The sequence below is a fragment of the Acinetobacter sp. YH01018 genome (assembly GCF_013420295.1).
In the GTDB taxonomy this organism is placed as follows: domain Bacteria; phylum Pseudomonadota; class Gammaproteobacteria; order Pseudomonadales; family Moraxellaceae; genus Acinetobacter.
In genome coordinates this window covers 80,905-105,931 of sequence record NZ_VOYL01000002.1, presented here as the reverse complement: position 1 = coordinate 105,931, position 25,027 = coordinate 80,905, and the positions used below count along the sequence as shown (strand labels likewise).

The 25,027-nt window shown below is 43.0% G+C and carries 24 protein-coding genes and 2 tRNA genes; 12 read left to right on the top strand and 14 right to left on the bottom strand.

Translation table 11 applies throughout. From position 1 onward, the window contains the following. Window positions 1-568 precede the first annotated feature (568 nt). From pgsA to uvrC, 3 genes are all read right to left on the bottom strand, one after another. Window positions 569-1,156, bottom strand: a complete 588-nt coding sequence (gene pgsA, locus FTT83_RS01445) for a CDP-diacylglycerol--glycerol-3-phosphate 3-phosphatidyltransferase (RefSeq protein ID WP_166170679.1) — start codon at window positions 1,154-1,156, stop codon at window positions 569-571. 108 nt (window positions 1,157-1,264) lie between these two features. Next, a complete protein-coding gene (locus FTT83_RS01440) occupies window positions 1,265-2,059 on the bottom strand; it encodes an acyl-CoA thioesterase II (RefSeq protein WP_166170680.1) in 795 nt (264 codons plus the stop codon). 109 nt (window positions 2,060-2,168) lie between these two features. Then, entirely contained in the window at window positions 2,169-3,968 is a 1,800-nt protein-coding gene (uvrC, locus tag FTT83_RS01435; protein ID WP_180042002.1) for an excinuclease ABC subunit UvrC, read from the bottom strand. A 189-nt stretch (window positions 3,969-4,157) separates the two neighbouring features. Here uvrC and FTT83_RS01430 point away from each other — a divergent pair, with 189 nt between their 5' ends. From FTT83_RS01430 to FTT83_RS01410, 5 genes are all read left to right on the top strand, one after another. Continuing rightward, window positions 4,158-5,207, top strand: a complete 1,050-nt coding sequence (locus FTT83_RS01430) for an AAA family ATPase (RefSeq protein WP_180176161.1) — start codon at window positions 4,158-4,160, stop codon at window positions 5,205-5,207. Between the two features lie 439 nt (window positions 5,208-5,646). Then, window positions 5,647-7,800: a fatty acid oxidation complex subunit alpha FadB gene (gene fadB, locus FTT83_RS01425; RefSeq protein ID WP_180041998.1), complete on the top strand. Its 2,154-nt coding sequence runs from the start codon at window positions 5,647-5,649 to the stop codon at window positions 7,798-7,800. A 12-nt stretch (window positions 7,801-7,812) separates the two neighbouring features. Next, window positions 7,813-8,985: an acetyl-CoA C-acyltransferase FadA gene (gene fadA, locus FTT83_RS01420; RefSeq protein ID WP_180041996.1), complete on the top strand. Its 1,173-nt coding sequence runs from the start codon at window positions 7,813-7,815 to the stop codon at window positions 8,983-8,985. A 159-nt stretch (window positions 8,986-9,144) separates the two neighbouring features. Continuing rightward, a complete protein-coding gene (locus tag FTT83_RS01415; RefSeq protein WP_180041994.1) occupies window positions 9,145-9,846 on the top strand; it encodes a hypothetical protein in 702 nt (233 codons plus the stop codon). 39 nt (window positions 9,847-9,885) lie between these two features. After that, complete coding sequence (locus tag FTT83_RS01410) at window positions 9,886-10,995, top strand: ImmA/IrrE family metallo-endopeptidase (RefSeq protein WP_180041991.1); 1,110 nt, start codon at window positions 9,886-9,888, stop codon at window positions 10,993-10,995. A gap of 21 nt (window positions 10,996-11,016) precedes the next feature. Here FTT83_RS01410 and tehB read toward each other — a convergent pair whose 3' ends face one another. Both tehB and FTT83_RS01400 read right to left on the bottom strand, forming a co-directional pair. Further along, window positions 11,017-11,883: an SAM-dependent methyltransferase TehB gene (gene tehB / locus FTT83_RS01405; RefSeq protein WP_180041989.1), complete on the bottom strand. Its 867-nt coding sequence runs from the start codon at window positions 11,881-11,883 to the stop codon at window positions 11,017-11,019. Window positions 11,884-12,086: 203 nt separating this feature from the next. Next, window positions 12,087-12,359, bottom strand: coding sequence for a hypothetical protein (locus FTT83_RS01400; protein WP_086197715.1), 273 nt, complete (start codon window positions 12,357-12,359; stop codon window positions 12,087-12,089). A 397-nt stretch (window positions 12,360-12,756) separates the two neighbouring features. On the opposite strand from FTT83_RS01400, the gene FTT83_RS01395 reads away from it, so the two are divergent. Further along, window positions 12,757-13,365 (top strand): hypothetical protein, encoded by a 609-nt coding sequence (locus FTT83_RS01395; protein WP_166170687.1) that lies wholly within the window; start codon window positions 12,757-12,759, stop codon window positions 13,363-13,365. Between the two features lie 94 nt (window positions 13,366-13,459). Here the strand turns inward: FTT83_RS01395 and FTT83_RS01390 are convergent, their stop codons facing one another. The 6 genes from FTT83_RS01390 to FTT83_RS01365 all read right to left on the bottom strand — a co-directional run bounded on the left by FTT83_RS01390 (window position 13,460) and on the right by FTT83_RS01365 (window position 17,014). Further along, complete coding sequence (locus FTT83_RS01390) at window positions 13,460-13,990, bottom strand: hypothetical protein (RefSeq protein WP_180041987.1); 531 nt, start codon at window positions 13,988-13,990, stop codon at window positions 13,460-13,462. A 271-nt stretch (window positions 13,991-14,261) separates the two neighbouring features. Then, window positions 14,262-14,996, bottom strand: a complete 735-nt coding sequence (locus tag FTT83_RS01385) for a class I SAM-dependent methyltransferase (protein ID WP_166170688.1) — start codon at window positions 14,994-14,996, stop codon at window positions 14,262-14,264. A gap of 325 nt (window positions 14,997-15,321) precedes the next feature. Continuing rightward, window positions 15,322-15,822: a hypothetical protein gene (locus FTT83_RS01380; protein ID WP_225530211.1), complete on the bottom strand. Its 501-nt coding sequence runs from the start codon at window positions 15,820-15,822 to the stop codon at window positions 15,322-15,324. 332 nt (window positions 15,823-16,154) lie between these two features. After that, window positions 16,155-16,230, bottom strand: a tRNA-Phe gene (locus tag FTT83_RS01375). A 135-nt stretch (window positions 16,231-16,365) separates the two neighbouring features. Further along, window positions 16,366-16,441: transfer RNA gene (locus FTT83_RS01370), tRNA-Phe, on the bottom strand. Between the two features lie 195 nt (window positions 16,442-16,636). Then, window positions 16,637-17,014 (bottom strand): GNAT family N-acetyltransferase, encoded by a 378-nt coding sequence (locus FTT83_RS01365; RefSeq protein WP_166170689.1) that lies wholly within the window; start codon window positions 17,012-17,014, stop codon window positions 16,637-16,639. 88 nt (window positions 17,015-17,102) lie between these two features. On the opposite strand from FTT83_RS01365, the gene hisB reads away from it, so the two are divergent. The 5 genes from hisB (at window position 17,103) to FTT83_RS01340 (ending at window position 20,879) form a co-directional block, all read left to right on the top strand. Further along, the gene (gene hisB / locus FTT83_RS01360) at window positions 17,103-17,696 is read left to right on the top strand and encodes an imidazoleglycerol-phosphate dehydratase HisB (protein ID WP_086197720.1); all 594 of its coding nucleotides are present in this window, start codon (window positions 17,103-17,105) and stop codon (window positions 17,694-17,696) included. Further along, entirely contained in the window at window positions 17,696-18,313 is a 618-nt protein-coding gene (gene hisH, locus FTT83_RS01355) for an imidazole glycerol phosphate synthase subunit HisH (protein WP_166170690.1), read from the top strand. The genes hisB and hisH overlap by 1 nt, the downstream gene beginning before the upstream one ends. A gap of 108 nt (window positions 18,314-18,421) precedes the next feature. Next, complete coding sequence (locus FTT83_RS01350; protein ID WP_180042038.1) at window positions 18,422-19,099, top strand: 3'-5' exonuclease; 678 nt, start codon at window positions 18,422-18,424, stop codon at window positions 19,097-19,099. Between the two features lie 67 nt (window positions 19,100-19,166). Further along, window positions 19,167-19,898: a 1-(5-phosphoribosyl)-5-[(5-phosphoribosylamino)methylideneamino]imidazole-4-carboxamide isomerase gene (hisA, locus tag FTT83_RS01345; RefSeq protein ID WP_086197722.1), complete on the top strand. Its 732-nt coding sequence runs from the start codon at window positions 19,167-19,169 to the stop codon at window positions 19,896-19,898. 78 nt (window positions 19,899-19,976) lie between these two features. Then, on the top strand, window positions 19,977-20,879 hold the full coding sequence (locus tag FTT83_RS01340; RefSeq protein ID WP_218948842.1) for a DMT family transporter: 903 nt from the start codon (window positions 19,977-19,979) through the stop codon (window positions 20,877-20,879). A gap of 184 nt (window positions 20,880-21,063) precedes the next feature. On the opposite strand, the gene FTT83_RS01335 is transcribed toward FTT83_RS01340, so the two are convergent. Both FTT83_RS01335 and FTT83_RS01330 read right to left on the bottom strand, forming a co-directional pair. Continuing rightward, window positions 21,064-22,476 (bottom strand): FAD-binding oxidoreductase, encoded by a 1,413-nt coding sequence (locus FTT83_RS01335; RefSeq protein ID WP_166170694.1) that lies wholly within the window; start codon window positions 22,474-22,476, stop codon window positions 21,064-21,066. A 47-nt stretch (window positions 22,477-22,523) separates the two neighbouring features. Beyond that, on the bottom strand, window positions 22,524-23,855 hold the full coding sequence (locus FTT83_RS01330; RefSeq protein ID WP_180041985.1) for an APC family permease: 1,332 nt from the start codon (window positions 23,853-23,855) through the stop codon (window positions 22,524-22,526). A 96-nt stretch (window positions 23,856-23,951) separates the two neighbouring features. On the opposite strand from FTT83_RS01330, the gene FTT83_RS01325 reads away from it, so the two are divergent. Beyond that, window positions 23,952-24,311, top strand: a complete 360-nt coding sequence (locus FTT83_RS01325; protein WP_166170698.1) for a helix-turn-helix domain-containing protein — start codon at window positions 23,952-23,954, stop codon at window positions 24,309-24,311. 309 nt (window positions 24,312-24,620) lie between these two features. On the opposite strand, the gene FTT83_RS01320 is transcribed toward FTT83_RS01325, so the two are convergent. Then, window positions 24,621-25,013, bottom strand: coding sequence for a hypothetical protein (locus tag FTT83_RS01320; RefSeq protein ID WP_166170700.1), 393 nt, complete (start codon window positions 25,011-25,013; stop codon window positions 24,621-24,623). Between the last annotated feature and the right edge of the window lie 14 nt (window positions 25,014-25,027).

Below are 25,027 nucleotides of genomic sequence, written 5' to 3'. Positions count from 1 at the left end.
GAATCCCCAATAAAGGGGATTCTTTTTTAAGCTGATCTGAATTTTACGCAAGACAAGCGAAGCGCGTAGTTTTGATTATCAAAAGGGAATCTGAAAAGATTCCCTTTTTAGCTGAGGAAGCTATTCACTTAAATCCATGCTAACGATATTCGTTTCCGGGTAATGTAATTGTCAAAAACATTTCTTATAGGGCCTTTTTATTTTTTCTGAAAAATCCAAATTAGGCATTCATTTTCTATTTATTTGGTAATTTTAAAAATTCTACTTATTCCATAAACCTTTTAAACATTTAGAAATAACTGTAATTCAAAACTACATTTCTCAATAAAACGATACATTACAATACAATAACCTACATGATTTGGCAGTTGTCCTCCCCTATACTTGGTTTCAAGTAGATGGTTAAACATCTTATAACAACTATAAATATCCCCGATTTCAATCCTAGGTTTCCCCCAAAATCTAGGATTTTTTTTATTTGCTATTTTTAATCCTTATCTTTCCCCGAAAGGCTTATAGAAATAAAAAAACGCCCCCTTTAGGACGTTTTTTATTTTTAAAGCTGAACCTAGGGCTGTTTTAAATAGGGCCATGCAGCCTTTAAATAAATAAACATCGACCATAACGTCAGCACTACAGCAGTGTAAAGCAATGCATAAGCCAGCATTTCAAATGGTTGCCAATTCAGTAAAAATACTGAAATCGCAATCATCTGGAAAGCGGTTTTATATTTACCTACAGTCGAGACAGCCACGCTGGTACGTGCCCCTAGCTCTGCCATCCACTCGCGTAAGGCAGAAACCGTAATTTCACGCGAAATAATCACGATTGCTGCAAAGGCCATAGAAATGCTCGGTTGCCATTGCACCAGAACAATTAATGCAGCTGCAACCATCAGCTTATCTGCGACAGGATCTAAAAAACGGCCAAATGCGGAGGTTTGATTGAGTGAGCGGGCCAAATAGCCATCAAACCAGTCGGTTACAGCAGCAATGACAAAAATGGCTGTTAAAATAACGTGACGAGTCATATTTGCATCATGACCTGAAACACCAACTGCAGGGGGCCAATAGGCCACCAGCAAGAAAACAGGTATTAAAGCGATACGCGCCAAAGTCAAGATATTTGGAATATTCAGGATGCGACCTGTAGTCATAGACACCGCCAATTTTTCCCCTTTATGTACAATGAAAAACCACACATATTTTGAGGATTGATTCATCGTTAGTGAGAGTCACTTTATACGAATTGCTATAAAGTGTCACTAGGCAAACACGGTAACTGTCTGTCTTGAAATCGCAATCAATCTGTTTGCTGCATCCCAAAGATGAGCATACTCGGTCGAATAACCTTCAGCTGCATAATCGGTAAATACTTTATATTTAAACCAATCATGCAGATGACTGTTTAAAGGGTGCACATAGGTCACATGCCAGGTCAGCGAACTGGCCGGTGCGAATGTTTTAAACATCGGCAAAACGCCAGGAGGCCACATATCGAAGGCCACCATCAAGTCGGCGATGCTCATTTCCCGATTGTCATGCCGATCCGGATTAAAACGCATCCAGCCACTAAAATCAGGTTTCACACTGCCAGTGCATGGATACTGTCCATCTACCCAGACCAGATCCATCTGTCCAAAACATTCCGGGGCTAAAGGATGATGCTCCGCAATGTTTAATTGCTCAGGCATAGGAAATTCAGGTGCAAGTCGTTCCTGTTGTACGGAAATAGTCGACTGGCGATGCATGCCAAAACTGGCAATCAAAATACTTTGCACAGCATCGTCCTGCCAGAGCCGTACTTCAACCGTGGTCACGGACTTACCTTGACGTAAAATTTCAGCACTCAACTGGACCGCTGCCATTTGCACTGGACCAACAAAGGTCACACTGGTACTTAACAACTGTTTTTCTGCATCTGCAACCGCCAGCAAGGCTTTGTGCATCATCATCCCGGCCACCAGTCCACCATAAATGGTGCGCCCCTGTAACCAGCCTTGCGGAATATCGACCCATTCGTCCTGTTCGATCGCAGTGAATAATTGGCGCAGTGACATCCTTCGTCCCTTGGATTTTTTTATTGGCTCTATCTTTCACTTATTTTGGACTGTTGTGAATGATCAATGACTGCTGCGTCAGTGAGCACTTTGGCCAATCTGTCCGAATTTATTCATGCAATACCTTATAAATGGTACGAGCCATCACATCGCCCAGCCCGGGCACCAGCTTCAAGTCATTTTCCGATGCTTTCAGTACCCCCTGTATACCGCCAAAATGGGTCAGCAAGTCACGGCGGCGTTTCGGCCCCAGTCCGGGAATCACTTCCAGTACCGACGAGCCACGTTTCTTGTCGCGTTTGGCCCGATGTTTGGTAATGGCAAAACGGTGTGCTTCATCGCGTACTTGCTGAATCAGGTGCAGGGCTTTATGGTCTTCTGGCAACTGGATTTTTGTACCATCAGTAAAATGCAAGGTTTCCAGACCAGGTTTACGCCCCTCGCCCTTGGAAACTCCGACCATAAAGGCATCCAGCCCCAACTCCTGCATCACTTCCATAGCCATATGCAATTGACCTTTACCGCCGTCAATCAACAGTAAATCCGGCAGCATGGCTTTTTTATAACGGCGGGTCAGTGCCTGACGCATGGCCGCATAGTCATCACCGCCGGTAATATCATCAATGGCAAACTGGCGGTAATCGCGTTTTCGTGCACCGCCCGAATCAAACACCACACAGGAAGCAATCGTGGCTTCACCCATGGTATGCGAGATATCAAAACATTCAATCCGGTCAATCGGACGTCCCACCACCTGTTCCAGCTGATGAAAACGCTCATTCAGTTCAAAATGATTGGCCAGCTGGCCTTTAATGGCGTGCTGCACATTCATATTGGCCAATTCCAGCCATTCGGCCCGGGTTTCCCGGACATTGTGCTTGATCTGGACTTTCTTGCCGAATTCCTGTTGCAAGGCCTGTTCCAGCTCTTTGCGGTCCGGAAGCTCGACATTGATAATCAACTCAGCAGGTACTTCATCCGCCACCTGAAAATAGAAGTTCGCCATGAAGTCGGAGAGCATTTGGCCCAGATCATCACCCAGCATATCCGGGAAATAGCTTTTACCCCCCAGCATTTTGCCATTACGTACATGCATGATCTGCACGCAGGTCACCCCGGCATGATAGGCAATCGCCAAGATATCGGCTTCACCTTTGAGTTTATAAATCGCCTGTTGCGATTGCACATCACGAAGCAGTGCCATACGATCACGATAAAATACAGCTTTTTCAAATTCGAGCTTTTCAGCGGCTTCTTCCATTTTCTGAATCAATTCCTGATTCAATTCTTTGGTATCACCCTGTAAAAAGCGAATCGAGTTGTCTACATCATTTTTATATTCTTCAGGGCTAATTAAACCGACGCAGGGCGCGCTACAGCGTTTAATCTGGTACTGCAAACACGGACGTTTACGCTGGGAGAAATAGCTGTTTTCACACTGCCGTACATTAAACAGTTTTTGCAGCACCACCAGTGTATCCCGGGCATTATAGGCACTCGGATACGGTCCAAAAAACTTGCCGAGCTGATGTTTGCCCTTGCCTCGACCGGCCGCAATACGCGGATAAGGCTTGTCACTGGACACAAAAATATAGACATAGGATTTGTCATCGCGCAGCATGATGTTATACGGCGGACGATGTAGCTTGATCAGGTTTTGTTCCAGCAATAAAGCTTCGGTTTCCGAACGAACTACCAACGTTTCAATATCATAAATACGCGCCACCAAAGCCTGCGTTTTCGGATGTTCAATGGTTTTGACAAAGTAGCTGGACACACGGTTTTTCAGATTTTTGGCCTTGCCGACATACAGCAATTCGCCATCCTGACCCAACATACGGTACACGCCCGGTAAAGTGGTCATATGGGCCAGAATCTTTTCAATATGTTCTCGTGCGTTTTCGTTCACATTCAGCCTGATTTAAATTGCATAAACTTTGCTACATGATGTGATGGTTTTCATGCCATTTTCAAGCGAATGGTCTGTTTTTATCACGATCATACAAAGTTCCAGCAATCACCTGATTGCTAAAAGCTATAAGTAAATTGCGCTTATTTTGCTATGCTCAAGCCATCTGAACAATTTGGATCAAACTGAATGACGACTCCCAATCACGCCATGCATATCGTCAAACCCGACACTGCAACGCATAGCACATCTGAAAAAGATAAACTGATTGGCAAGCCGCGTTTTCATTTTGAACCACTTGAAGTCATGCAGCTGTTGAAACAGCGCATTATTGGTCAGGATGCTGCCCTGAATGAAATTGAAAAAATGCTGCACGTGGTCAAAGCCGATTTTTCCAGTCCCGAGCGTCCCTTGTCCGTGACCTTGATGCTCGGCCCGACCGGTGTCGGTAAAACTGAAACGGTACGCCTGATTGCCGAAGCAATTTACGGCCGTCCTGATGCCTTTTGCCGCATCGATATGAACACTCTGGCACAAGAACACTATGCGGCAGCCATTACCGGTGCACCTCCGGGCTATGTCGGCTCCAAAGAAGGTCATAGCCTGTTTGATGAAACCGCCATTGCAGGCAGTCATACCCGCCCGGGGATTGTGCTATTTGATGAGCTGGAGAAAGCCTCCACAGAAGTCATTCGCGGTTTAATGAATGTACTGGATACCGGAAAGCTGACCCTCACTTCAGGCACTAAAACCATCGACTTTCGTAACTGCATGATCTTTATGACCAGTAATGTTGGTGCACAGGCAGCACAGCAATATCTAGATAAACTGAATTTCTTGCCCAAGAAAATGCAGGATATCTGCCTGAAAAAAATGCCGACCAAAACCATTATTGAAAAAGTGATGTTTAAGAAATTCGATCCGGAATTTTTAAACCGCATTGATCGCACCTTGCATTATCAGGCGGTACAGGATGATGCCCTGCCGAAACTGGTGGACATTGAACTGCAAAAACTGAATCAGCGCCTGCAGCATCAAAAACGTCAGGTGGTTTTGACCGATGCAGCCAAAGCACACTTTTATAAAGATCATGACATCCGTTTTGGTGCACGCCATTTAGCCCGCAAAATGCGCACTGAACTGGAACCAATTCTGGCGGTGTATTTTTTAAATTATCCGGAAAAAACACAGCTCACTTTAAGCTATGCAGATGGGCAATTGATCATTCAGCCCGAATAATCCTTGTTATCCTCATGCTTGTAGTCAAATACTCAAACAGGTATTTGACTGCAAATATGTCACTTTTACTTCAGTTTCAAGCTCCCTACGCTGCGCTGAAAATTGGGATCGATTGACTATTTTGACCAAAACAAGGCCATAAAAAACTTGAAATAGCACACTTGTACCCGCTATAAATAAGCACGACATTATTAGAAAACCTTAATCTAAACAAAAAGTTCATTACATTTTTAACAGCTACAGTAAAAATAGGGTTGCCAAGCCTCAGGATTTGTTGAAAAAAATTGATGACCCTAGCGTCACGGCTTGATACAACTTGTTATGTTCTTTTTGGATATAGTTATCGTAAGATTGGCGAAGCATAAATGTACGCAGGAAAAAAGGCGTACATGCTTCACAACATCAACTTAGAAGTCCTCCAAAATAAAGGAGATCAGGCATGATCCACGCTGGCAATGCCATTACCGTCCAAATGCTTTCGGACGGAATTGCAGAATTCCGCTTTGACTTACAAGGTGAGTCGGTCAACAAATTTAACCGTGCAACAATTGAAGATTTTAAAGCTGCCATTGAAGCTGTAAAAGCAGATAGCACGATTAAAGGTTTAGTTGTTACTTCAGGTAAATCAACATTTATCGTTGGCGCAGACATCACTGAATTTGGTGAAAACTTCGCTCAAGGCGAACAAGCGATTGTGGATTGGGCTTTGCCTGTTCACGACATCTTCAATGCATTTGAAGATCTAGAGATTCCTAAAGTTGCTGCAATCAATGGTATGGCATTGGGCGGCGGCTTTGAAATGTGCTTGGTCTGTGACTACCGTGTGATGTCAGAAGCGGCTCAAGTCGGCCTTCCAGAAATCAAACTGGGCATCTACCCTGGTTTCGGTGGTACTGTTCGTTTAAGCCGTGTTATTGGTATCGACAATGCGGTTGAATGGATGGCAATAGCTGCGCCTAAAAAACCTGCTGCTGCACTTAAAGACGGTGCTGTAGATGCGGTTGTGGCTGCGGACAAACTTACTGACGCTGCGATTGACCTGGTTAAACAAGCACTTACTGGCCGTGTAGACTGGAAAGCAAAACGCCAGGAAAAATTAGACCCTATTAAATTGAACCCGCTTGAACAAATGATGGCGTTCAATACGGCGAAAGGTGCGGTACTTGCAAAAGCAAACCCTGCGCAATACCCTGCGCCTAAACTTCTTCTTGATTCTTTACAGGCAGGTGCAAGCCTTCCACGTAACGAAGCATTAAAAGTAGAAGCTGAAGGTTTTGCTAAAGCTGCGGTAACTCCACAAGCTGGCGCGTTGATCGGTCTATTCATCAACGACCAGGTGGTGAAGAAAACTTCTAAGAAATATGAAAAAGGTGCTCATCCTGTAAACCAGGCAGCTGTACTTGGTGCGGGTATCATGGGTGGTGGTATTGCTTACCAAGCGGCAAGCAAAGGCACACCAATCATCATGAAAGACATTGGTAATCCACAACTTGCATTGGGTATGAAAGAAGCGAATGGCTTGTTAACAAAACAAGTTGAACGCAAGAAAATGAAACCTGCACAAATGGGTGAAACCCTTGCTCGCATCCGCCCGACTTTAAGCTACGAAGAGTTTAAAGAAGTGGATATCGTGATTGAAGCGGTAACAGAAAACCCTAAAGTGAAGGGTATCGTACTGGCTGAAACCGAGAAGAACGTTCGTGAAAACACGATCATTGCTTCTAACACTTCAACCATTTCAATCACCCGTCTGGCTGAAAACCTGCAACGTCCTGAAAACTTCGTCGGTATGCACTTTTTTAACCCGGTACACATGATGCCACTGGTTGAAGTGATCCGTGGTGAGAAAACTTCTGCTGAAGCGATTGCAACGACTGTTGTGTTAGCTCAGAAAATGGGTAAAACCCCAATCGTGGTGAACGACTGCCCGGGCTTCCTTGTGAACCGTGTATTATTCCCTTACTTCGGTGCGTTCGACCTTCTTCTTAAAGATGGTGCAGACTTCCAGCAAATCGATAAAGTAATGGAAAAATTCGGCTGGCCTATGGGTCCTGCTTACCTGATGGACGTTGTCGGTATCGACACAGGCGTTCACGGTGCAGAAGTGATGGCTGAAGGCTTCCCTGACCGTATGAAACCGGACTTTAAAGGTTCGATTCAAACCATGTACGAAGCAAAACGTTTGGGTCAAAAGAACGACGTTGGTTTCTACAAATATGAATTAGACCGTAAAGGCAAAAAAGCCAAAGTGGTTGATCCAACTGCTTATGAGCTGGTTGCTTCTGTGGCAACTGCGGAAAAACGCGAATTCGATGCTCAGGAAATCATTGACCGCATGATGCTGACTTTCTGTAACGAAACTGTTCGTTGCCTGGAAGACAACATTGTAGCAACTGCTTCTGAAGCAGATATGGCGATGATCATGGGTGTCGGTTTCCCTCCATTCCGCGGTGGTCCATGCCGTTACATCGACCAAACAGGTGTTGCTGAATACGTTGCACTTTGCGACAAATACGCTCACTTAGGTAAGGCTTATGAAGCGCCACAAATGTTGCGCGACATGGCTGCTAACAACAAAAAATTCTACGGTTAAGGAGCAACGTGAATGGCTACTTTAAATCCGCGTGACGTTGTCATCGTTGATGGTGTACGTTCAGCAATGGGTAAATCCAAAAACGGTATGTTCCGCAATGTACGTGCTGACAGCTTGTCTGCTGAATTGGTTCGTGCTTTGGTTGCCCGTAACCAGTTTGATGTCAACGAAGTTGAAGACCTGATCTGGGGTTGTGTCAACCAGACGCTTGAACAAGGTATGAACATTGCCCGTAACATTGGTTTATTGGCTGACTTGCCTAAAACTGTTGCAGGTCAAACGATTAACCGTCTTTGTGGTTCATCTATGCAGGCAATCCATGCTGCTGCGGCGCAAATTGCAACCAATCAGGGTGATATCTTCATCATTGGTGGTGTAGAGCATATGGGCCACGTTGGCATGATGCACGGCATCGACATCAACCCTGAAGCGTCTAAGCACTATGCCAAGGCATCTAACATGATGGGCTTAACTGCTGAAATGTTAGGTCGCATGAATGGTATCACTCGTGAAGAACAGGATGCGTTTGGTGTGGAATCTCACCGCCGCGCTTGGGCTGCAACTCAGGAAGGCCGTTTCAAGAACGAAATTATTGGTATTGAAGGTCATGATGCTAATGGCTTCAAAATCCTGTGCGACATCGACGAAGTCATTCGTCCAGATGCAAACCTTGAAGCGTTCCAGGCATTACGTCCAGTATTCGACCCTAAAGGCGGTTCTGTAACTGCGGCGACATCTTCAGCGTTGTCTGACGGTGCTTCTGCAATGTTATTGATGTCTGCTGAACGTGCTCAAGCGCTTGGTCTTAAACCACGTGCTGTCATCCGCTCTATGGCGGTTGCAGGCTGTGACGCGGCGATCATGGGTTACGGTCCAGTTCCAGCAACGCAAAAAGCGCTTAAACGTGCTGGCCTGTCGATCTCTGACATCCAAACTTTTGAGTTAAACGAAGCGTTCGCTGCACAAGGTTTGTCTGTTCTTAAAGGCTTAGGCATTTATGACCAGCAAGACCGTGTGAACCTGAACGGTGGTGCAATTGCTTTGGGTCACCCATTGGGTTGTTCTGGTGCGCGTATCACGACTACATTGCTGAACGTGATGGAACAACAAGATACACAAATTGGTCTTGCGACTATGTGTATTGGTTTGGGTCAAGGTATCGCAACGATTATCGAACGTGTTTAATGTTTAATTAAATACTGAGATAAAAAGAAACCCCGCTTATTGCGGGGTTTTTCATGAAATATTTCGACACAAAATTAGAATAAAAGCTCAGTTTTGTAACCTTTTTTATTCATCAAATGATGCTATATTTTAGATACATTTTTATTTCTTGAGGTTTTTATGCAGCATGCGTTTAATAGTATAAATTGGAATGACTTAAATCAAATTCCTTGTGAGGTCTTACGAGGAGATGAAGCTAATAACAAGCTCATTGAACTCGGACTTGATATTACTGAGGGTTTACAACAAGCTTTCCGTTTAGCTAATAATGCGTATGCTCTTCGTAAGAAAATAAATCCTAGTCGTGCTATGGGGCGATGGGGAGATATCTGTGAACATGCTACTACAGCCTTAGAACCATTTGGGTGGTCTTTGATTTATAAAAATCGACAACCCTGCCTTGTGCATCAAGCTAAAAATGTACAGTTAATATTTATGTCTCCTTTAGATGAGGCTTTTGGTAATGAATTAAATGTCATCACTTCTAAATGCCATAAAGGTCACTCAACTGAACTCAAATTATTAGCAAACAAATCACATTATGCAGATGCTAATTTTTTTAGAACTTTTATAGTTTACTATCAACCAAGTACTCTACTTGATCTAGAAAATAGCGACTTTTTACCTTTTGAAATCGCATATGCCACTGGTATCTATAAGGTATCATCTGAAGGTGAAAAAACTAAATGCTACCCGATTAATCATACTTTAAGATTAATCGTGTCTGACTCTCCTAATGCTCCAGAAGCATATGAAGCACCAATTCCGGATGAGAATAATCCGATTACCGAAGATGACTTCGGAGATTTACAAGCTATTTAATTCCCATGAGTTAAATAATTTGCTTTAACGAGAATTTGTATGTATCAACTTGACCGTATTAAAGCCGCGCAAAATTTGCGCGGTTTCAGTCATTCTAAAACAGCTGAAGCCTTAGATATTCCATTAGCAACTTTTAAAAAGTACTTAAGTGGGGAAAGAACGTTACCTCATGATTTTTGGAAAAAGGCTTCTCAACTTTTTAATGTTCCATTGTCATTTTTTGATGTTAAAAATTTAACAACCTTCAGTATGTCTGAAGTGAATTTCAGGGCAAGAGCTAGAATCAAAGCATCCCATTCAAATGCAATTGCAGAATATATTTCTTTAGCAGAAACTATTAGCTCTTACTTTTCTAGAAATATTAAAAACCTGCCGGTTTTTAATATCTTAGATGATTACAACCTTGATCCAGATAGTGAAGACTCACCAGAAATCGCTGCTTTACGCGTAAGGAGTGAATGGGGATTAGGTGTACAGCCTATTAATAATATTATTTCCTTATTGGAGCTTAAAGGAATAAAAGTTTTCTCACTCCCATTAAATGTTAGAGAAGTCGACGCTTTATCTATTTCGCTTGATGGACAGCCATTTGTCCTTTTGGATACTTTTAAATCTGCAGAACGAACTAGATTCGATGCCGCACACGAATTAGCTCATATTTTTTTGCATATTTATGATACACAAACACCAAATGATGAAATCGATTATAAAAAACGCGAAAGTGAAGCTGATCGCTTTGCCTCTTGCTTTTTAATGCCTGATGAAAGTTTTCTTTTATTAGCTCCGAAAGAAATGAGCATTAATAATATGCTCAAATATAAAAGTTATTGGCGCGTTTCACTACAAGCTATTAATTACAAATCACATAAACTGAATCGACTGACAGATTGGGTTTACAGAAGCAATTGTATGAAGATCAATTCTTTAGGTTATCACAAAAATGAGCCCCACCCAACTCATCATGATCAGTCAATTTTGCATCTAAAATTGTTAAAATTATTAGATGCAAAGGGTAATTTTTCAGTTAATGATATGCTTAGTGAAATTGGTATTTCTGAAGAGGACTTTGATAACTTAACATTTAACTCCCTAACTTTATTTAAAGAATATAAAGACTCAAAAAGACCAAAATTAAAAATCGTTGAATAAGCTCTTAGGAGCTTATTTTTTTTATTTAACCCTCTGCGCCAGCAACGTCGCAAAATGCTGTTTAATCCGATTGCCCTGCTCATCGACCCGATGCAACTCACCGACATTTTCATTGTATTTCACAATCTTCCAGCCCGCGTACAAGGCACTTAACTCGCCTGCTTTAAACGTAAAAGGAAAGTCAGGCTGCGCAGGAATATCATCGGTATCCATCGCACAGACAATCAGGTTAAAGCCATTTATTTCGGTTGCTTGCTGCATCTGTGCAATCAAAGGTCTAACCGTTTGGGCCTGCAAGAACATCATCACCACGGTACAGCAAATAAAGTCATAACGGCCACTAATACTTGGGTCTGCATTTAAATCACGTTGTTGCACATGAATATTATCAATCTGCTCAGACTGAATGATCTTTCTTAAGGTTTGCAGACTGTTTTCATTGACATCCCAGGCATCCACCTCAAAGCCATGTTGGCTTAAATACAGTGCATTACGCCCCTGCCCGCATCCCACATCCAAGGCACGGCCACCTTGCAAATACGGCGTAGCAGCCAAAATTTCCGAGTGAGTGGGTGAAAGCTGATACTTTTTATAAAAATAATCCTGTGGCAGACAGTAAAATTGGAGCTGACATTCAATGTCGTCACTGGCGGAAACAATTTTATGCCACGCCTGCGGTTCAATAAATGGAGGCTGCTGCTCTGGGTTAAAAACATGCTCAGACTTTACCGCGCCCGATTCTTCCAGCATGGCAAAATGCAGCTCGCCCTTGAATACCGTCAGTTTTGCCCAGGTACCGGCTTTGGTATTGTGCTGTTTTTTAAACCCTTGCGGAATAGTCTGTTGTGTCCAGACAGGAAGTTCTTTATAACAAATCAGCTGTTGCATAAAAGGCTGTACTCCAAAGCATCGGTCGGTGGTCGGGCTGACTCAATCAGTTGATGATCTATGTTTTAGCATAGCCCGTTCCACAGCAGAATGAAATAAGCCAATGAGATGCCATTCAGGCAAACTAAAAACCCTATAGAAAAACAAAAACTGCCCGATACGGACAGTTTTTGGGGAAACTTTAAAAGCGAGATAAATATTTTTTAATGCAGCAGTTGTTCGCGCAACCATTCCATATATTTTTCTTGGTCCATAAAGTCAGGGGCGCTACCGGTATCCAGACTGTAATACTGCTGATTGAACTGAATCACAATCTGCTCGGTATGATGCCAATCTTCAATCATTTTAAAGTATTGATTAAAGAAAAAACGGTTTTTACCCCAATTGTTCAGGCTTTCCAGTTTTGGGTATTTTTTATTTTCAACAAATTCACTGTATACATGCTGAATATCATCAAAAACGTGTAGGGTTTTCATGACTCACCTGCCTAGATTTTATAATGTGACCTTTGCAACGGTTTTAATCTAGCAACCGAATTTGAATAACAAATGACAGTCTTATTGCAAAACTGTCATGTTTAAAAAGATGAAACGCAGATATTCAACGGCATGATCGCTTTGCCGGGAAAAACGCAAGAAAAACAAATCATGTGCTCATCAAAAATATCCATTTCTCTTTAATTTAACCCGGACCCAACTAAAAACTTAAAAGCAATGTAACTCACCTGCAACATCATGTTATCCATCTGTAATTTTAGTTGAATATTCACACAATTAGGCCCAACTAACGTGTTCCCTTTTAAAAAATGAATCGCCCTAGCATTAATATAACCAGTACAAAAAACCTCTTAATTCTCACGATTGAGTAATTCCCATGAATATGATTAAAACTGCTATCACTATCGCTGTAGTTGCAGGTACAACCTCTGCTATGGCTGCTACTGCTGTAGAAACCACGCCAGCTGCCAAGGTTGCCGCATTAAAAGCACAAGTAAAAGCAGACACCATTCAAACCGCAAGCACTGTTAAAGCAGCAGCTGCTACAACAAAAGAAAATGTTGAGCTTAAAAGCAAAACTGCTGCACATAAAACTGTCGCTGCCAAAAATGCAACTGTAGCCAAAACAGCTAAGCTAAAAGATGCCACTGTTGCTAAAACCGTAGTAGCAAAAGAAAAAGCTGTCGTTGCCACTCAAACTGCCGCTCACAAAACAGAAGCCGCTAAAGATGCCGCTGTAGCTAAAACTGTAGCAACTAAAGACGCAGCTGTAGCAAAAGCGGTGGAAGCGAAAGACGCAACTGTTGCTAAAACTGTTCAAGTAACAGATGCCACTGCTGCTAAAACTGTCGCTGCAAAAGATGCAACTGTAGCCAAAACAGCTGAAGTAAAAGAAAGCGTTGCTGAAAAAGCAGATGCTGCTAAAACTGAAGTCAAAGCTGAGAAAAAAGGCTTCTTCTCTTGGTTTAAAAAATCTGCGGCTTAATCTGCATCGCGCATTTTAACCGTAAAAAGGATGCCATTCATGAGCATCCTTTTTTAGTTAGCGTGAAAAAGATGGTGATCCACATACTGCCCAACTAGCGAATAGCATTATTCGGTGTATTGGTTCGCTGTTGTTGCAACTGTCTGATGATGTCATTTTGTGAGGTATTTTCCAGAATACCCAAGGAAAGTTGCTCTCTAGCGATTTGTACATTGACTGCTCTACGGTCTATCCCAAAAGGTGCAAGAATAATATACAGACCTTCTCGTGGATCAGGTGACTGCAAACCGCGGGCAATCGCCAGAACATATTGCTGCAATACCCATGGCAAGCTGTTGATGTCTGGCATAGGTGCTTCAGGAACTAGATCGATGGTCATCAACATAGTGGGGTCAACCACAAAATTTTGTGTATCTAGCTGGATCTGCATAATTCTATGTTGCAAAACTCGCTCTCTTTGAGGATCTTCACGATATTCAATAACTCGCGTGGTTTCAGCGCTTAACTTGGAGTCTGTTAAGGGGATTAATCCGGTAGTATCCGTTATATCGGCAAAAGCAGAGGAAATAGAAAAGCTTGCGGTAATCATGACAATTGCGCAGGATAAATTTTTTAGCAGCTTCATGGCAGTTCTACTCAACAATGAATTGAAGTAAATAAACAACCGTCGACAGCTATAATTGTATAGTTTATGCGCCTTTCAGCCACTTGCCCCGGACCAGTGGTCTTGCAAGACATTCTAACTTTCGTTAAAAAACCGGTTCATTTCACCTACTGAAAAAACATCAAATCTGCGTCTATAAAAAAGTGCTGTGCTGAACCATGTTTCTATAAATCAGATTTTTATCTTCTCCTGCTTAGGCTGCCCTGCTGACATAAAAATTCCGTCATAATCTTTATTTTTCTCGCATTCCGACGCGCAAAAGTACAGGAAATGTTACATCTAAGTATTCTGGTCCTGCTTGCAAAACCTCTGAAATCGGCTGCAGCGGGTCATCCGTGTTGTGGTCGTGATAATGCTTGAGCGCCGACCAGGTGTTTAAATAACTGATCAGCTGCTGCGGAGTCCATCGATATTCCAGGCGCAGCTCTGGAACTGCCTGCTCATAAAAAGGAAACGGAATGGTTTGATACAGCTCATCAATATAACGGCGTTCACGATCCCAATACTCTTTTAAGGTTTCAGCATACAGCTGCTGAACCAAGGCATTGATTGCCGCATCCTGAACCTGAATGAGACCATAGCCAATAACCGCCAGCACCCCTTGAGGTTTAAGCACCCGTTTGACTTCTTTATAGAATGCATCGAAATCAAACCAGTGAATCGCTTGTGCCACCGTCACCAAATCGACGGAGTGCTCCGGAATCGTGGTCTGCTCTGCCACCTGTAGCTGATAGCTGACATTTTCAAAATAAGGGGCCTGCTGTAATTGCGCTGCGCTAATATCAGTCGCCACCACATGCTCGAAATACGGTGCCAGAAGCTGGGTAAACTGCCCCGAACCGGCACCACAATCCCAGGCAAAAGTTCGTTCAGGTACATGCTTTAAAATTTCCTGGACAATTTCTGCAGAATAAGCCGGACGGGCCTGTTTATAGCGCAAGCTGTCATCAGAAAACAGATCTTTCATTTAACGATGCTCATAATATTTATAAATTTAATCAATGACCTGATCAATTCTAAAACTGGTCTGGGCAATGAGCACCCGCTGATCATTCAATTGATAATATTTAACATCGTATGGAGCCAATTTCCAGCTCTGGGCAGGATTAAAACTGACCCGGTGGTTCCCGACTGGCTGAGCATATAACGGAGTAATGATCTCTGAAGAACATGACTAGCTCACAGGCTGAAAACAGCCCCAATTTTCAACTGCGCAGGCATTTGCCACTTTCTCGCGGCGGCAAATATAGGCTTCGCTGGCAAAGCTAAGGATTTTTTCAAAAGAAAAATGATTACTTTTTCGGTGTCGGTAGCTCAGGTACAGAAAAATTATTTATAGAATGTTCAATCGTACCAATGCTGACATTTTTCAGGTCGAGCTGTATATGCATATCACGATCGATGGGCTGCATACTGTTGCTATTGCTACGATCAATATGCTGCATACTGTTGCTACGGTTTATACCAAAGGGTTGCAACATAATATACAAGCCTTGTGTAGGATCACTCGACTGTAAACCCTGAGCAATACTCAATACATACTGTTGTAGAAAGGGCGATAACGAATTTAGGTCGGGTTGTGCTTGTAAGGGCTGAATTTCCAGATTGGCAACCACATGGCTGTCGATCATAAAGTTTTGTGCTTCACGTGAATTACGAATAACTTGATGCTGTAAAGCACGGAGATTTTTTTCATCATTCTGATACGGCACAATCCCGGTTTCTGTACGTAACTCTGGCTCGGCCAGTACGTGCAGGGTGGGTAAGGTCACCGCGTCATCCGCGTGGACCATCATGCTCCATGGACAGCCCAATATCAGCAGCAAAGGATATATTTTTATAAATTTCATAAACTTGTCTCGCAACGTAATTTCAGGACAATGCAGTTTTACACCATGCAAGAAAAAAATTTTTCACTGCAACCGTATACGTTTTATAGCCTACCTGAAAATCAATTTTGGCTCACCTTGACTCGGATAAACGGTCTTTTTCACTTTCTTGAATCTATTATGGGTATGCAATTTTTCTTGGAATTTTAATGCGCTTTGCATGTAATTATAATTCTCTATGACCAACCTAGAGGCGAAAAAAAAACCTCAAACAGTGTTTGAGGTTTTTTTGAATATGGTGGCGAGACCCAGGATCGAACTGGGGACACACGGATTTTCAATCCGTTGCTCTACCTACTGAGCTATCACGCCGATGCGGTGTATTAAGCCGTATCTGTTCTCAATAGTCAATATAATTCATGACATTTTTATTTAATCGAATATTTTTTACCCAAAAAAAATCCCTGATGGGATCAGGGATTGAAATCTTGAAATAGATTTTAAATATGGTGGCGAGACCCAGGATCGAACTGGGGACACACGGATTTTCAATCCGTTGCTCTACCTACTGAGCTATCACGCCGATGTCGCGTATTAAACAGTTTAAGTGTTTTTCAGTCAAGCAGGTTTTTAGCTTTTTCAAGCAAGTGCTTACTTTTAAGGCAAATTGATGTTTATTTGCTTATTTTTTATTTAAAATTCAATGGATCATCTAAGCCAGCATTATTTTCAGGCATAAAAAAACAGCACCATGGCTGCTTTTTTATTTTTATCAGGCTTAAATTTTTTCCAGATGTGCCAGACAGCGATGAATGGCTCCACAGCCCGGTTCAAACCTCTTCACGCCTTTTTCTTCTTCCATTCGGCACACTTCACTGACCAGTCGTTCTGCGACTCCACGTCCACGGTTAGCTGGATGGACCACAATATTTTCCAGCGTCCGGCTTTCCCCCTGCCCGGTACACCAAATTGCCCCAATCAGTTTAGTATTAAATTCTGCTGTGTAAACTAAGGTATACTGAGCCAAGTTTTGCTCTAGTTGTTCAATGGCATCCTGCCCATCCCCAAATTCCGGGCTGGTGTCATACAGTCGCTCAAGCTGGCTGCGCACTTCGTCATTTTCTAGTGAAGTATAAGCATGTACGGTAATAGGCATTGATTAACCCTCCTGAGCAATCTAATATGCGATAATTTCGTCATCGCGAAAAAAACATTTTACATCATCGTTTTTGAGGAACGTGTCTATGACGCAACGTATCAGTGAAGTGGTAAGAAACACTAACGAAACCAAAATCCGAGTTCGTGTGAATCTTGATGGTACAGGTCAAGGCACTCTCAATACAGGTGTTCCATTTTTAGATCATATGATTGATCAAATCAAGCGACACGGCTTATTTGACATTGATATTCATTGTGATGGTGACCTGGAAATTGATGACCATCACACCGTAGAAGACTGTGGTATCACTCTAGGTCAGGCATTTGCCCAAGCCCTGGGTGATAAAAAAGGCCTACGTCGTTATGGTCACTTCTATGCCCCACTGGATGAATCTTTAAGCCGTGTTGTGGTTGATTTATCTGGTCGTCCGGGCTTGTGGATGGATATTCCATTCACTCGCGCACGTATTGGCAGCTTTGATGTTGATCTATTCTCTGAATTTTTTCAAGGTTTTGTGAATCACGCCTTAATGACCCTGCACATTGATAACCTGAAAGGCAAAAACAGCCATCACCAGATCGAAAGCGTATTTAAAGCATTTGCCCGCGCACTCCGTATGGCCTGTGAAGTCGATCCACGTGCAGAAAATACTGTTGCTTCAACCAAAGGTACTTTGTAATGACCCGTATTGCCCTTCTTGACTATGGTATGGGAAATTTACACTCCGCAGCCAAAGCCCTGGAACATGTCGGCGCAACTGTAGATGTTACCAATGATCCCAAACTGATTGCCCAAGCCGATAAAATCGTCTTTCCGGGTGTCGGTGCCATGCGTGACTGTATGCAAGGCATGCATGAAGCAGGTATTGATGAAGTGGTACGCCATGCCGTATTCAATAAGCCTGTGCTGGCGATCTGTGTCGGCATGCAAGCCTTAATGCAACACTCGGAAGAAAATGGCGGTTCAGATGCGCTAGGTATTTTTGCCGGTGAAGTAAAGCGTTTCCCGGATATGGCCGGTTTAAAAGTGCCACACATGGGCTGGAACCAGGTGCATCAGGCAGACCCAAGCCATCCAATGTGGAAAGACATTGAACAGGATGCGCGTTTCTATTTCGTGCATAGTTTCTATGTTGAACCTGAAGACAAGAGCATTGTGGCAGCCACCTGTGACTATGGTTTAGAGTTCTGTACGGCGCTGCATAAAGAAAACCTGTTCGCTACCCAGTTCCATCCGGAAAAGAGTCATACTGCCGGTTTGCAGTTACTGAAAAACTTTGTGGAATGGGATATCTAAGGCTCTTCCAACTTATTTTAAAAAGCCCAGTTTCGACTGGGCTTTTATTTTGCCTAAAATACGAAAAGCGATTAAGCTGAATACAAACCAAGAAAACTATTGATGATTATGGAAGAGCAACTGCTTTACACCCTGCCCGGCAAAGAACAAATTCAGGCCTTCCCTTTATTTAAAAACCTTCCGATGCAACAGATTCAGGTAATTCACAGCCTGGAACAATGTCATGCTTTGGAAGCAGAATTAACACACTATGCTGTTCTGGGTTTTGACAGCGAATCCAAACCCACCTTTGAAAAGGGCGAAGTTGCAACCGGACCGCATCTGATTCAGCTGGCGACCTTGGACAAAGCCTACCTGTTCCAAATGAATGATGAGATTTGGGAATTTTTAAAGCCGATTTTTGCCAGCCGTGACCAGATTAAAGTTGGCTTTGGCTTAAAAAATGATGCCCATCTATTCCGTAAAAAAGGTATTGAACTAAACAGTGTGATTGAACTGTCGAAATGCTTTTCTGCTTTTGGCTTTACCAATCCAATGGGACTGAAAAATGCCATGGCACTTCTATTTCAGGTGAACTTTCCCAAAAGTAAAAAAACCAGCACCTCGAACTGGGCACGTAAAACGCTGACTCCTCAGCAGATTGACTATGCGGCTGCCGATGCCTATGCCCCGGTTTTAGTGTTTGAAGAATTACTGCGCTTAGGCTTGCTGCCCAAACATATTCCCAATACCACATTAAAGTTACGCATTCGCCCCAACAAAATAAAAGCTGCAACTCATGCTTAGAGATTTGCCAATACTTTGCTAAGATGGAACACAATGAATTCAATAAGATTGGGCAAGGAGCGAAAGCATGCTGATCATCCCTGCAATTGACCTGAAAGATGGCAAATGTGTCCGTTTAAAACAAGGCCGTATGGAAGACGATACCGTATTCTCTGACGATCCGGTTGCAACTGCACAGCATTGGGTCAATGAAGGCGCACGTCGCTTGCATTTGGTGGATTTAAACGGCGCTTTCGCAGGTACACCGATTCATAAACCTGTGGTTGAAGCCATTGCCAAAGCACAACCAGAGCTGCCAATTCAAATTGGTGGTGGTATCCGTTCACTGGAAACCATTGAACATTATCTGGATGCCGGTGTGTCTTTTGTGATTATCGGGACCAAAGCAGTTCAAAATCCTGAGTTTGTGGAAGAAGCATGCAAGAAATTTGCCGGCCACATCATTGTCGGTATCGATGCCATGAATGGCATGGTGGCAACCGATGGCTGGGCCAATGTCACAGATGTAAAAGCGACTGACCTTGCAAAACGTTTTGCTGATGCTGGCGTATCAAGCATTGTCTATACCGACATTGCACGTGACGGTATGATGCAGGGTGTAAACATCGAGCAAACTGTTAACTTGGCGACTTATTCAGGTCTTCCTGTGATTGCCTCTGGTGGTGTGACCAATCTGGATGATGTCCGTAACTTGAAAGGCCAGCCGGGCATTTTAGGTGCCATTACCGGTCGCGCCATTTACGAAGGCACACTGAACCTTCGTGAAGCGCAATTACTGTTAGATGAACAATCACTTTAATTCCGTGATGTATCTCCAAGAGGTCTTCGGACCTCTTTTTTATTTCTGATATTTTTAAAAATCACTTCCTGTGTAAGCATGTCCTATTTTCCCTCTTGCCTGAAAGCCAAAGCACCGCAACTTGCCTTAATTTTAATTACCCTGGTTTGGGGTGGCTCGTTTATCACCGTGCAATATAGCTTAAACTTTGCCAGCCCGATGTTTTTCGTCGGTTGCCGTTTTGCTGCTGCCATGTTGTTTGTCAGCCTGTTTTCCTGGAAGGATTTAACCGCAATCCAACTGAAAGAAATTGCCGCAGGAGCTGTCATTGGTCTGGTGATTGCGCTGGGTTATGGCACGCAAACCATTGGACTACAAAGCATCAGCAGCAGTGAATCGGCTTTTTTAACCGCGCTGTATGTACCTCTGGTGCCGATTCTTTTATGGCTATTGTTCCGTAAAACCCCGCAATTCATGACCTGGTGTGGCACAGTGCTGGCCTTTTTAGGTCTGGTCTTTTTAACCGGAAATGGGTTTGGTGCAATCCAGCTGAGCTTTGGTCAGATCATTACCCTCTTGGGTTCAGTCGCTATTGCGATGGAAATTATTCTGATCGGATTTTTTGCCGGTAAAGTCAATGTCCGCCGTGTCACCGTGATTCAACTCGGCTTTGCCTCGATTTTTGCTTTTTGCATGATGCCTTTGGCTGGTGAAAGCTGGAATCCAGTTTTTTCCTGGCCTCTGGTGATCATTTTAACTGGCTTAGGTTTTGCTAGTGCCGCCATTCAACTGGTGATGAACTGGGCACAACGTGCAGTCGACCCTGCGCAAGCTGCCATCATCTATTCCGGTGAGCCAGTTTGGGCAGCTTTAATTGGTCGTATTGCGGGGGAGCGTTTGCCCTTACTGGCCATCCTTGGTGGGGTGTTGGTGGTTTTAGGGGTCATTGTCAGTGAATGGAAACCGAAGTTTTTGAAGAAAAATAAAGAAGTGAATCCTTAAAAGATCTCTTTCTGCTGAATATTTCTCTAAAGAAAATTCCTCATCTTCCAGGAGCGGTTAGGAAAGGTTAATTTCAAGAGCACGAGAAATTCGAATTTTTCACTGAAAATATTGCCCTCTCCCCAATCCTCTCCCACAGGGAGAGGAAGAATCATTATCGGTTTTTGTGGAAGGAAAGAGATATTTAAAACGACACCATCTTCCCCGGATTAATCAACGCACCCAATCCATAGGCGCTTTTTGCTACCGGAATGACCACGGGTGCCAGTGCACGACCAAACAGAATATCCTGATGATGAATACGGGTCAGCATATTAAAGTCATCCGCTTTGCCACAGAAATCATCAGCAATCGCCTTACCGATACGTACCGTTTGCGCCACGCCATGACCGCTCCAGCCCTGTACGGCATAGATGGGGAATTTGTTACCAAACTTACGGCTATCTGCCGCGCCATTCATGGTCAGGTCAGTGGTTCCACTCCAGACAAAATCCAGCTCGACACTTTTTAACTGCGGAAATACATGTTGAATCCGGCCCAATAAATACTGATGGGTTTTTTCAGGATTCCAGCATGAACCTGTCCCCTCCCCACCAAACAGCAAGCGGTTTTGCGATACACCACGATAATAGTCGATCTGGAATTGCGTATCATAGACAGGTGCATCTGTTGGTAATAATTCTTTTAAATCAAATTCTAATGGAGCTGTGGTACAGACATAGGTATAGAACGGAATCGTGGTCTGATTATTCTTTTGCAGCAACTTAAAGGAGGCATGATGCACCCCCATCACCACACTTTTACGGGCTTTGATCACGCCACTGGTGGTGGTCACATAAATACCATCTTCCCGTTCTTCTACTACAGTGACTTCAGTTTGCTCATAGACTTTGCCGCCATTTTTACAGAAACCATAAATGAGACCGCGGTTTAAAGCCAGGGGATGAATATGTCCACCCAGAGCATCCAGCAAACCACCACAATAATTGTCAGAGGCAATGTGTTCTTTCAGCTCATGCTTGCCCACTACTTGAGTATGGGCCTCACCCAAAAACTTGCGTGCATCGGCACCTTGAGTTAAACCAACCAGATGCCCTTCATGTACGGCAGCGGTGATATGGCCACGTTTACGCTGCAAGTCCAGATTGTATTGGTCTGCAATCGAATCAATTAAGGACATCGCTTCGGTTGAGGTAAAGTGCCAGAGTTTTTTGGCATCTGCATAACTGAAATGTTCAATCATTTCTGCCGCTTCCCAACGTGCCAAGCCTGGGGTCAATTGCCCGCCATTTCTTCCAGAAGCCGCACTGCCAATCCGGTTTTTCTCGACCAGAACCGTCTCCACCCCCTGCTCAGACAGATGTAAGGCCGTCGAAGCACCCAGCAAGCCGCCACCAATCACCACCACATCACATTCAATATCGGCACTCAAGGCATCAAACTGGTGCCATTGTTCCAGTGAACTTTCATAGTAATTCGCAGGATGCCCAAATGCACCATGCTTTGGATTAATCCAGTTCCATTCCTTGCCACTTTGCTGGTTTATGCTGGCTTTAAATTCTACGTCATTTAAAAATACTGGCTTTTGTATATTCATGTTCACTCTTCCCATCTTCAATTCATTTCAAAATTTGCGGCAATCTTTTAGTAGGCATTGCCAATCACAATGTTTTGCTTTTTCAGTTTTTTGTACAGGAAGATCACAATCCCGACAGACAGCCAGCCACAACCAAACAACAGTGCGGAACGCTCCAGGTTGAACCATAAACACATGATCACGCCGACCGAAATAAACGGTAAAATCAGGTTTAAAAAGATATTTTTCATCCCGTGGCGTTGCTGCTCACGGACATAGAATTTGACGAAAACTGAAAAATTGACTGCGGTAAAGGCAATCAAGGCCCCGAAACTAATCATGCTCACCACAGTTGCCAGGTCAAGGGCGATGGCCGTCAGAGAAATCAAACCAACCAACAGTACTGCATAAAGCGGTGTACCTAATTTGCTGTGAACTTGCCCAAAAGTTTCTTTATGAAAAATACCATCTTTACCCATAATATGAATCAGACGGGATGCACTGGCATGGGTTGCCAGACCTGAAGCAAAGGTATTCATAATTTGTGCACACAAAAATACCGACTGGAACAATGCTCCACCGACATACAGCACAATTTCAGGCAAGGCTTCATCCGGGTTGTTAAAACGGACATTGCTTGGAAAATAGAGTTGAATAAACCAGGATGCCGTCAGGAAAATGATACCGCCTGACAGTGTAGTGAGCATCACCGCACGTGGAATGGTTCGTTTCGGATCTTGAGTTTCATGCGACATGGTGGTCACCGCATCAAAGCCCAGAAATGAAAAGCACAGGATGGATGCCCCTGCAATCAAGGGTAGGATGGAGCTGTCACCATTAAATAACGGCGCAAGAGTCAACACATGCTCATAACCTTGTCCCTCACCTACACCGCGAATCACCAGATAGATGAATAGCACCATCAGTAATAAAGGTGCGATCACAAAGACCAGACTGAGATTGGCAAGGAAATTAATGCGGAAACAGTTAATGAGTGTGACCAGGCCTGCAAACAGCGTGACCCACATCCAGTAAGGTACGCTGGGAATAACCGCTTCCAGATAAATCCCGGCCAACAAGGCATTCACTAAAGGCAGCAAGATGTAGTCGAGCAAGGAACACCAGCCCACAAAGAAGCCAGCTTTGGCTCCACAAGATTCTGCGGTGTAGGTATAGGCAGAACCGGGTTTTTCAGTTTGCCGGCTAAAGCGTGCATAGCTAAATGCAGTCAGCAGCATCGCCACCAAAGCAAAAATATAAGCCAAGGGTACCCGGCCATCGGTGATTCCGGACACAATACCAAAAGTATCAAACACCACCATTGGGGTCATATAGGCCACACCAAGGATGACGACTTGCCATAACGACATTTTTTTGAAAGAGACTTGTGTTTTCTCCATAGCTGTCACCTTAACATTATTTATTTGAGTTATTTGTTCATTTGCAACGACTATGCCATATAATAAAAAATAAATATTTAATCCTGGTACGAGTAAATGCCAAAGTACAGTTTAGAAACTCGAAAAGCAGCCATTCAAATGTATAAAAAAACTGATTACAAAGTTGCAGTATGCAAAGAATTCAACATTTCTCGTGTGACACTGGATGCATGGATCAAGCTGGAAGAAGAAACCGGAGACTTAGTGCCAAAACCGGCAAAAAACCGCGGTGCACCGAGTCATATTAAAGACTGGGATGAATTTCAAGTATTTGTAAAAAATACAAAATTTAAGAATATTAGCGACCTTGTAATATTATTTGAGCAACGTTTTGGCTACGCAGTTTCGTATGCGGTTTTGGTGCGCGCAATTCATGTTTTAGGACTACGCCGCCGTCGCGGTCGATTTTATTCTTAAGCCTAAAACCCGTCTAAATTAAAATAAAAAAAGAAATTAAATTTATATAAATAAATGTACATTAATGTAAAGTTATTTTATTAAAAATGTAAACTATAAATATTAAAAAAGTAAAACTATTAAAATAAAAAAGTAAATTTTAAATATTAAAAAAGTAAAGTAGATTAACTAAAAAAGTATGCTATAAAAGTTAAAAAGGTAAACTGATTTTTTACAAAAGAATTAAATTAATGCATCTGTTTAAACAGATGATTCATTATAGCGCATAAAAAAGGTGGCTATTGCCACCTTCATTTTTTAGATCTGTTGTTATTGATACATAGGCTGATTGTCATTCAAACAAATAATACCGCGAATAGCACGATAGACAATCCAGATCCAGGAAATGCCAATCACCAGCAAACAAAATACACTTGCGCCTAAGGCAACCCCAGTAAATACATCCATGTTTTCACCGGTAAAAAACAGGAAAATAAAAGGAATAAAGGCAATCAGGTTCCAAAACAGATACCACCAGAAGGTCCGGATTTGCCAGCTAAAATGGCTTTCAAAAATGGAACCCCGTACATCATTGCGCTTTATATAGTTAATGATCAGGGCAACAACGGCCAATAAGCCTCCCGTAAAAATGGCAATAATGTACAGGATATAAAGAATTAAAGTCAGGGTACGGTTGGGATCTTGATCGATAGAATAATTCATTATTATACCTTTTA

Excerpts from the sequence above, each read along its gene's own strand:
- pgsA (WP_166170679.1), bottom strand. The coding sequence starts at position 1,156 with ATGACTACAGGTCGCATCCTGAATATTCCAAATATCTTGACTTTGGCG.
- FTT83_RS01440 (WP_166170680.1), bottom strand. The coding sequence starts at position 2,059 with ATGTCACTGCGCCAATTATTCACTGCGATCGAACAGGACGAATGGGTC.
- FTT83_RS01430 (WP_180176161.1), top strand. The coding sequence starts at position 4,158 with ATGACGACTCCCAATCACGCCATGCATATCGTCAAACCCGACACTGCA.
- fadB (WP_180041998.1), top strand. The coding sequence starts at position 5,647 with ATGATCCACGCTGGCAATGCCATTACCGTCCAAATGCTTTCGGACGGA.
- fadA (WP_180041996.1), top strand. The coding sequence starts at position 7,813 with ATGGCTACTTTAAATCCGCGTGACGTTGTCATCGTTGATGGTGTACGT.
- FTT83_RS01415 (WP_180041994.1), top strand. The coding sequence starts at position 9,145 with ATGCAGCATGCGTTTAATAGTATAAATTGGAATGACTTAAATCAAATT.
- FTT83_RS01410 (WP_180041991.1), top strand. The coding sequence starts at position 9,886 with ATGTATCAACTTGACCGTATTAAAGCCGCGCAAAATTTGCGCGGTTTC.
- tehB (WP_180041989.1), bottom strand. The coding sequence starts at position 11,883 with ATGCAACAGCTGATTTGTTATAAAGAACTTCCTGTCTGGACACAACAG.
- FTT83_RS01400 (WP_086197715.1), bottom strand. The coding sequence starts at position 12,359 with ATGAAAACCCTACACGTTTTTGATGATATTCAGCATGTATACAGTGAA.
- FTT83_RS01395 (WP_166170687.1), top strand. The coding sequence starts at position 12,757 with ATGAATATGATTAAAACTGCTATCACTATCGCTGTAGTTGCAGGTACA.
- FTT83_RS01390 (WP_180041987.1), bottom strand. The coding sequence starts at position 13,990 with ATGAAGCTGCTAAAAAATTTATCCTGCGCAATTGTCATGATTACCGCA.
- FTT83_RS01385 (WP_166170688.1), bottom strand. The coding sequence starts at position 14,996 with ATGAAAGATCTGTTTTCTGATGACAGCTTGCGCTATAAACAGGCCCGT.
- FTT83_RS01380 (WP_225530211.1), bottom strand. The coding sequence starts at position 15,822 with ATGGTCCACGCGGATGACGCGGTGACCTTACCCACCCTGCACGTACTG.
- FTT83_RS01365 (WP_166170689.1), bottom strand. The coding sequence starts at position 17,014 with ATGCCTATTACCGTACATGCTTATACTTCACTAGAAAATGACGAAGTG.
- hisB (WP_086197720.1), top strand. The coding sequence starts at position 17,103 with ATGACGCAACGTATCAGTGAAGTGGTAAGAAACACTAACGAAACCAAA.
- hisH (WP_166170690.1), top strand. The coding sequence starts at position 17,696 with ATGACCCGTATTGCCCTTCTTGACTATGGTATGGGAAATTTACACTCC.
- FTT83_RS01350 (WP_180042038.1), top strand. The coding sequence starts at position 18,422 with ATGGAAGAGCAACTGCTTTACACCCTGCCCGGCAAAGAACAAATTCAG.
- hisA (WP_086197722.1), top strand. The coding sequence starts at position 19,167 with ATGCTGATCATCCCTGCAATTGACCTGAAAGATGGCAAATGTGTCCGT.
- FTT83_RS01340 (WP_218948842.1), top strand. The coding sequence starts at position 19,977 with ATGTCCTATTTTCCCTCTTGCCTGAAAGCCAAAGCACCGCAACTTGCC.
- FTT83_RS01335 (WP_166170694.1), bottom strand. The coding sequence starts at position 22,476 with ATGAATATACAAAAGCCAGTATTTTTAAATGACGTAGAATTTAAAGCC.
- FTT83_RS01330 (WP_180041985.1), bottom strand. The coding sequence starts at position 23,855 with ATGGAGAAAACACAAGTCTCTTTCAAAAAAATGTCGTTATGGCAAGTC.
- FTT83_RS01325 (WP_166170698.1), top strand. The coding sequence starts at position 23,952 with ATGCCAAAGTACAGTTTAGAAACTCGAAAAGCAGCCATTCAAATGTAT.
- FTT83_RS01320 (WP_166170700.1), bottom strand. The coding sequence starts at position 25,013 with ATGAATTATTCTATCGATCAAGATCCCAACCGTACCCTGACTTTAATT.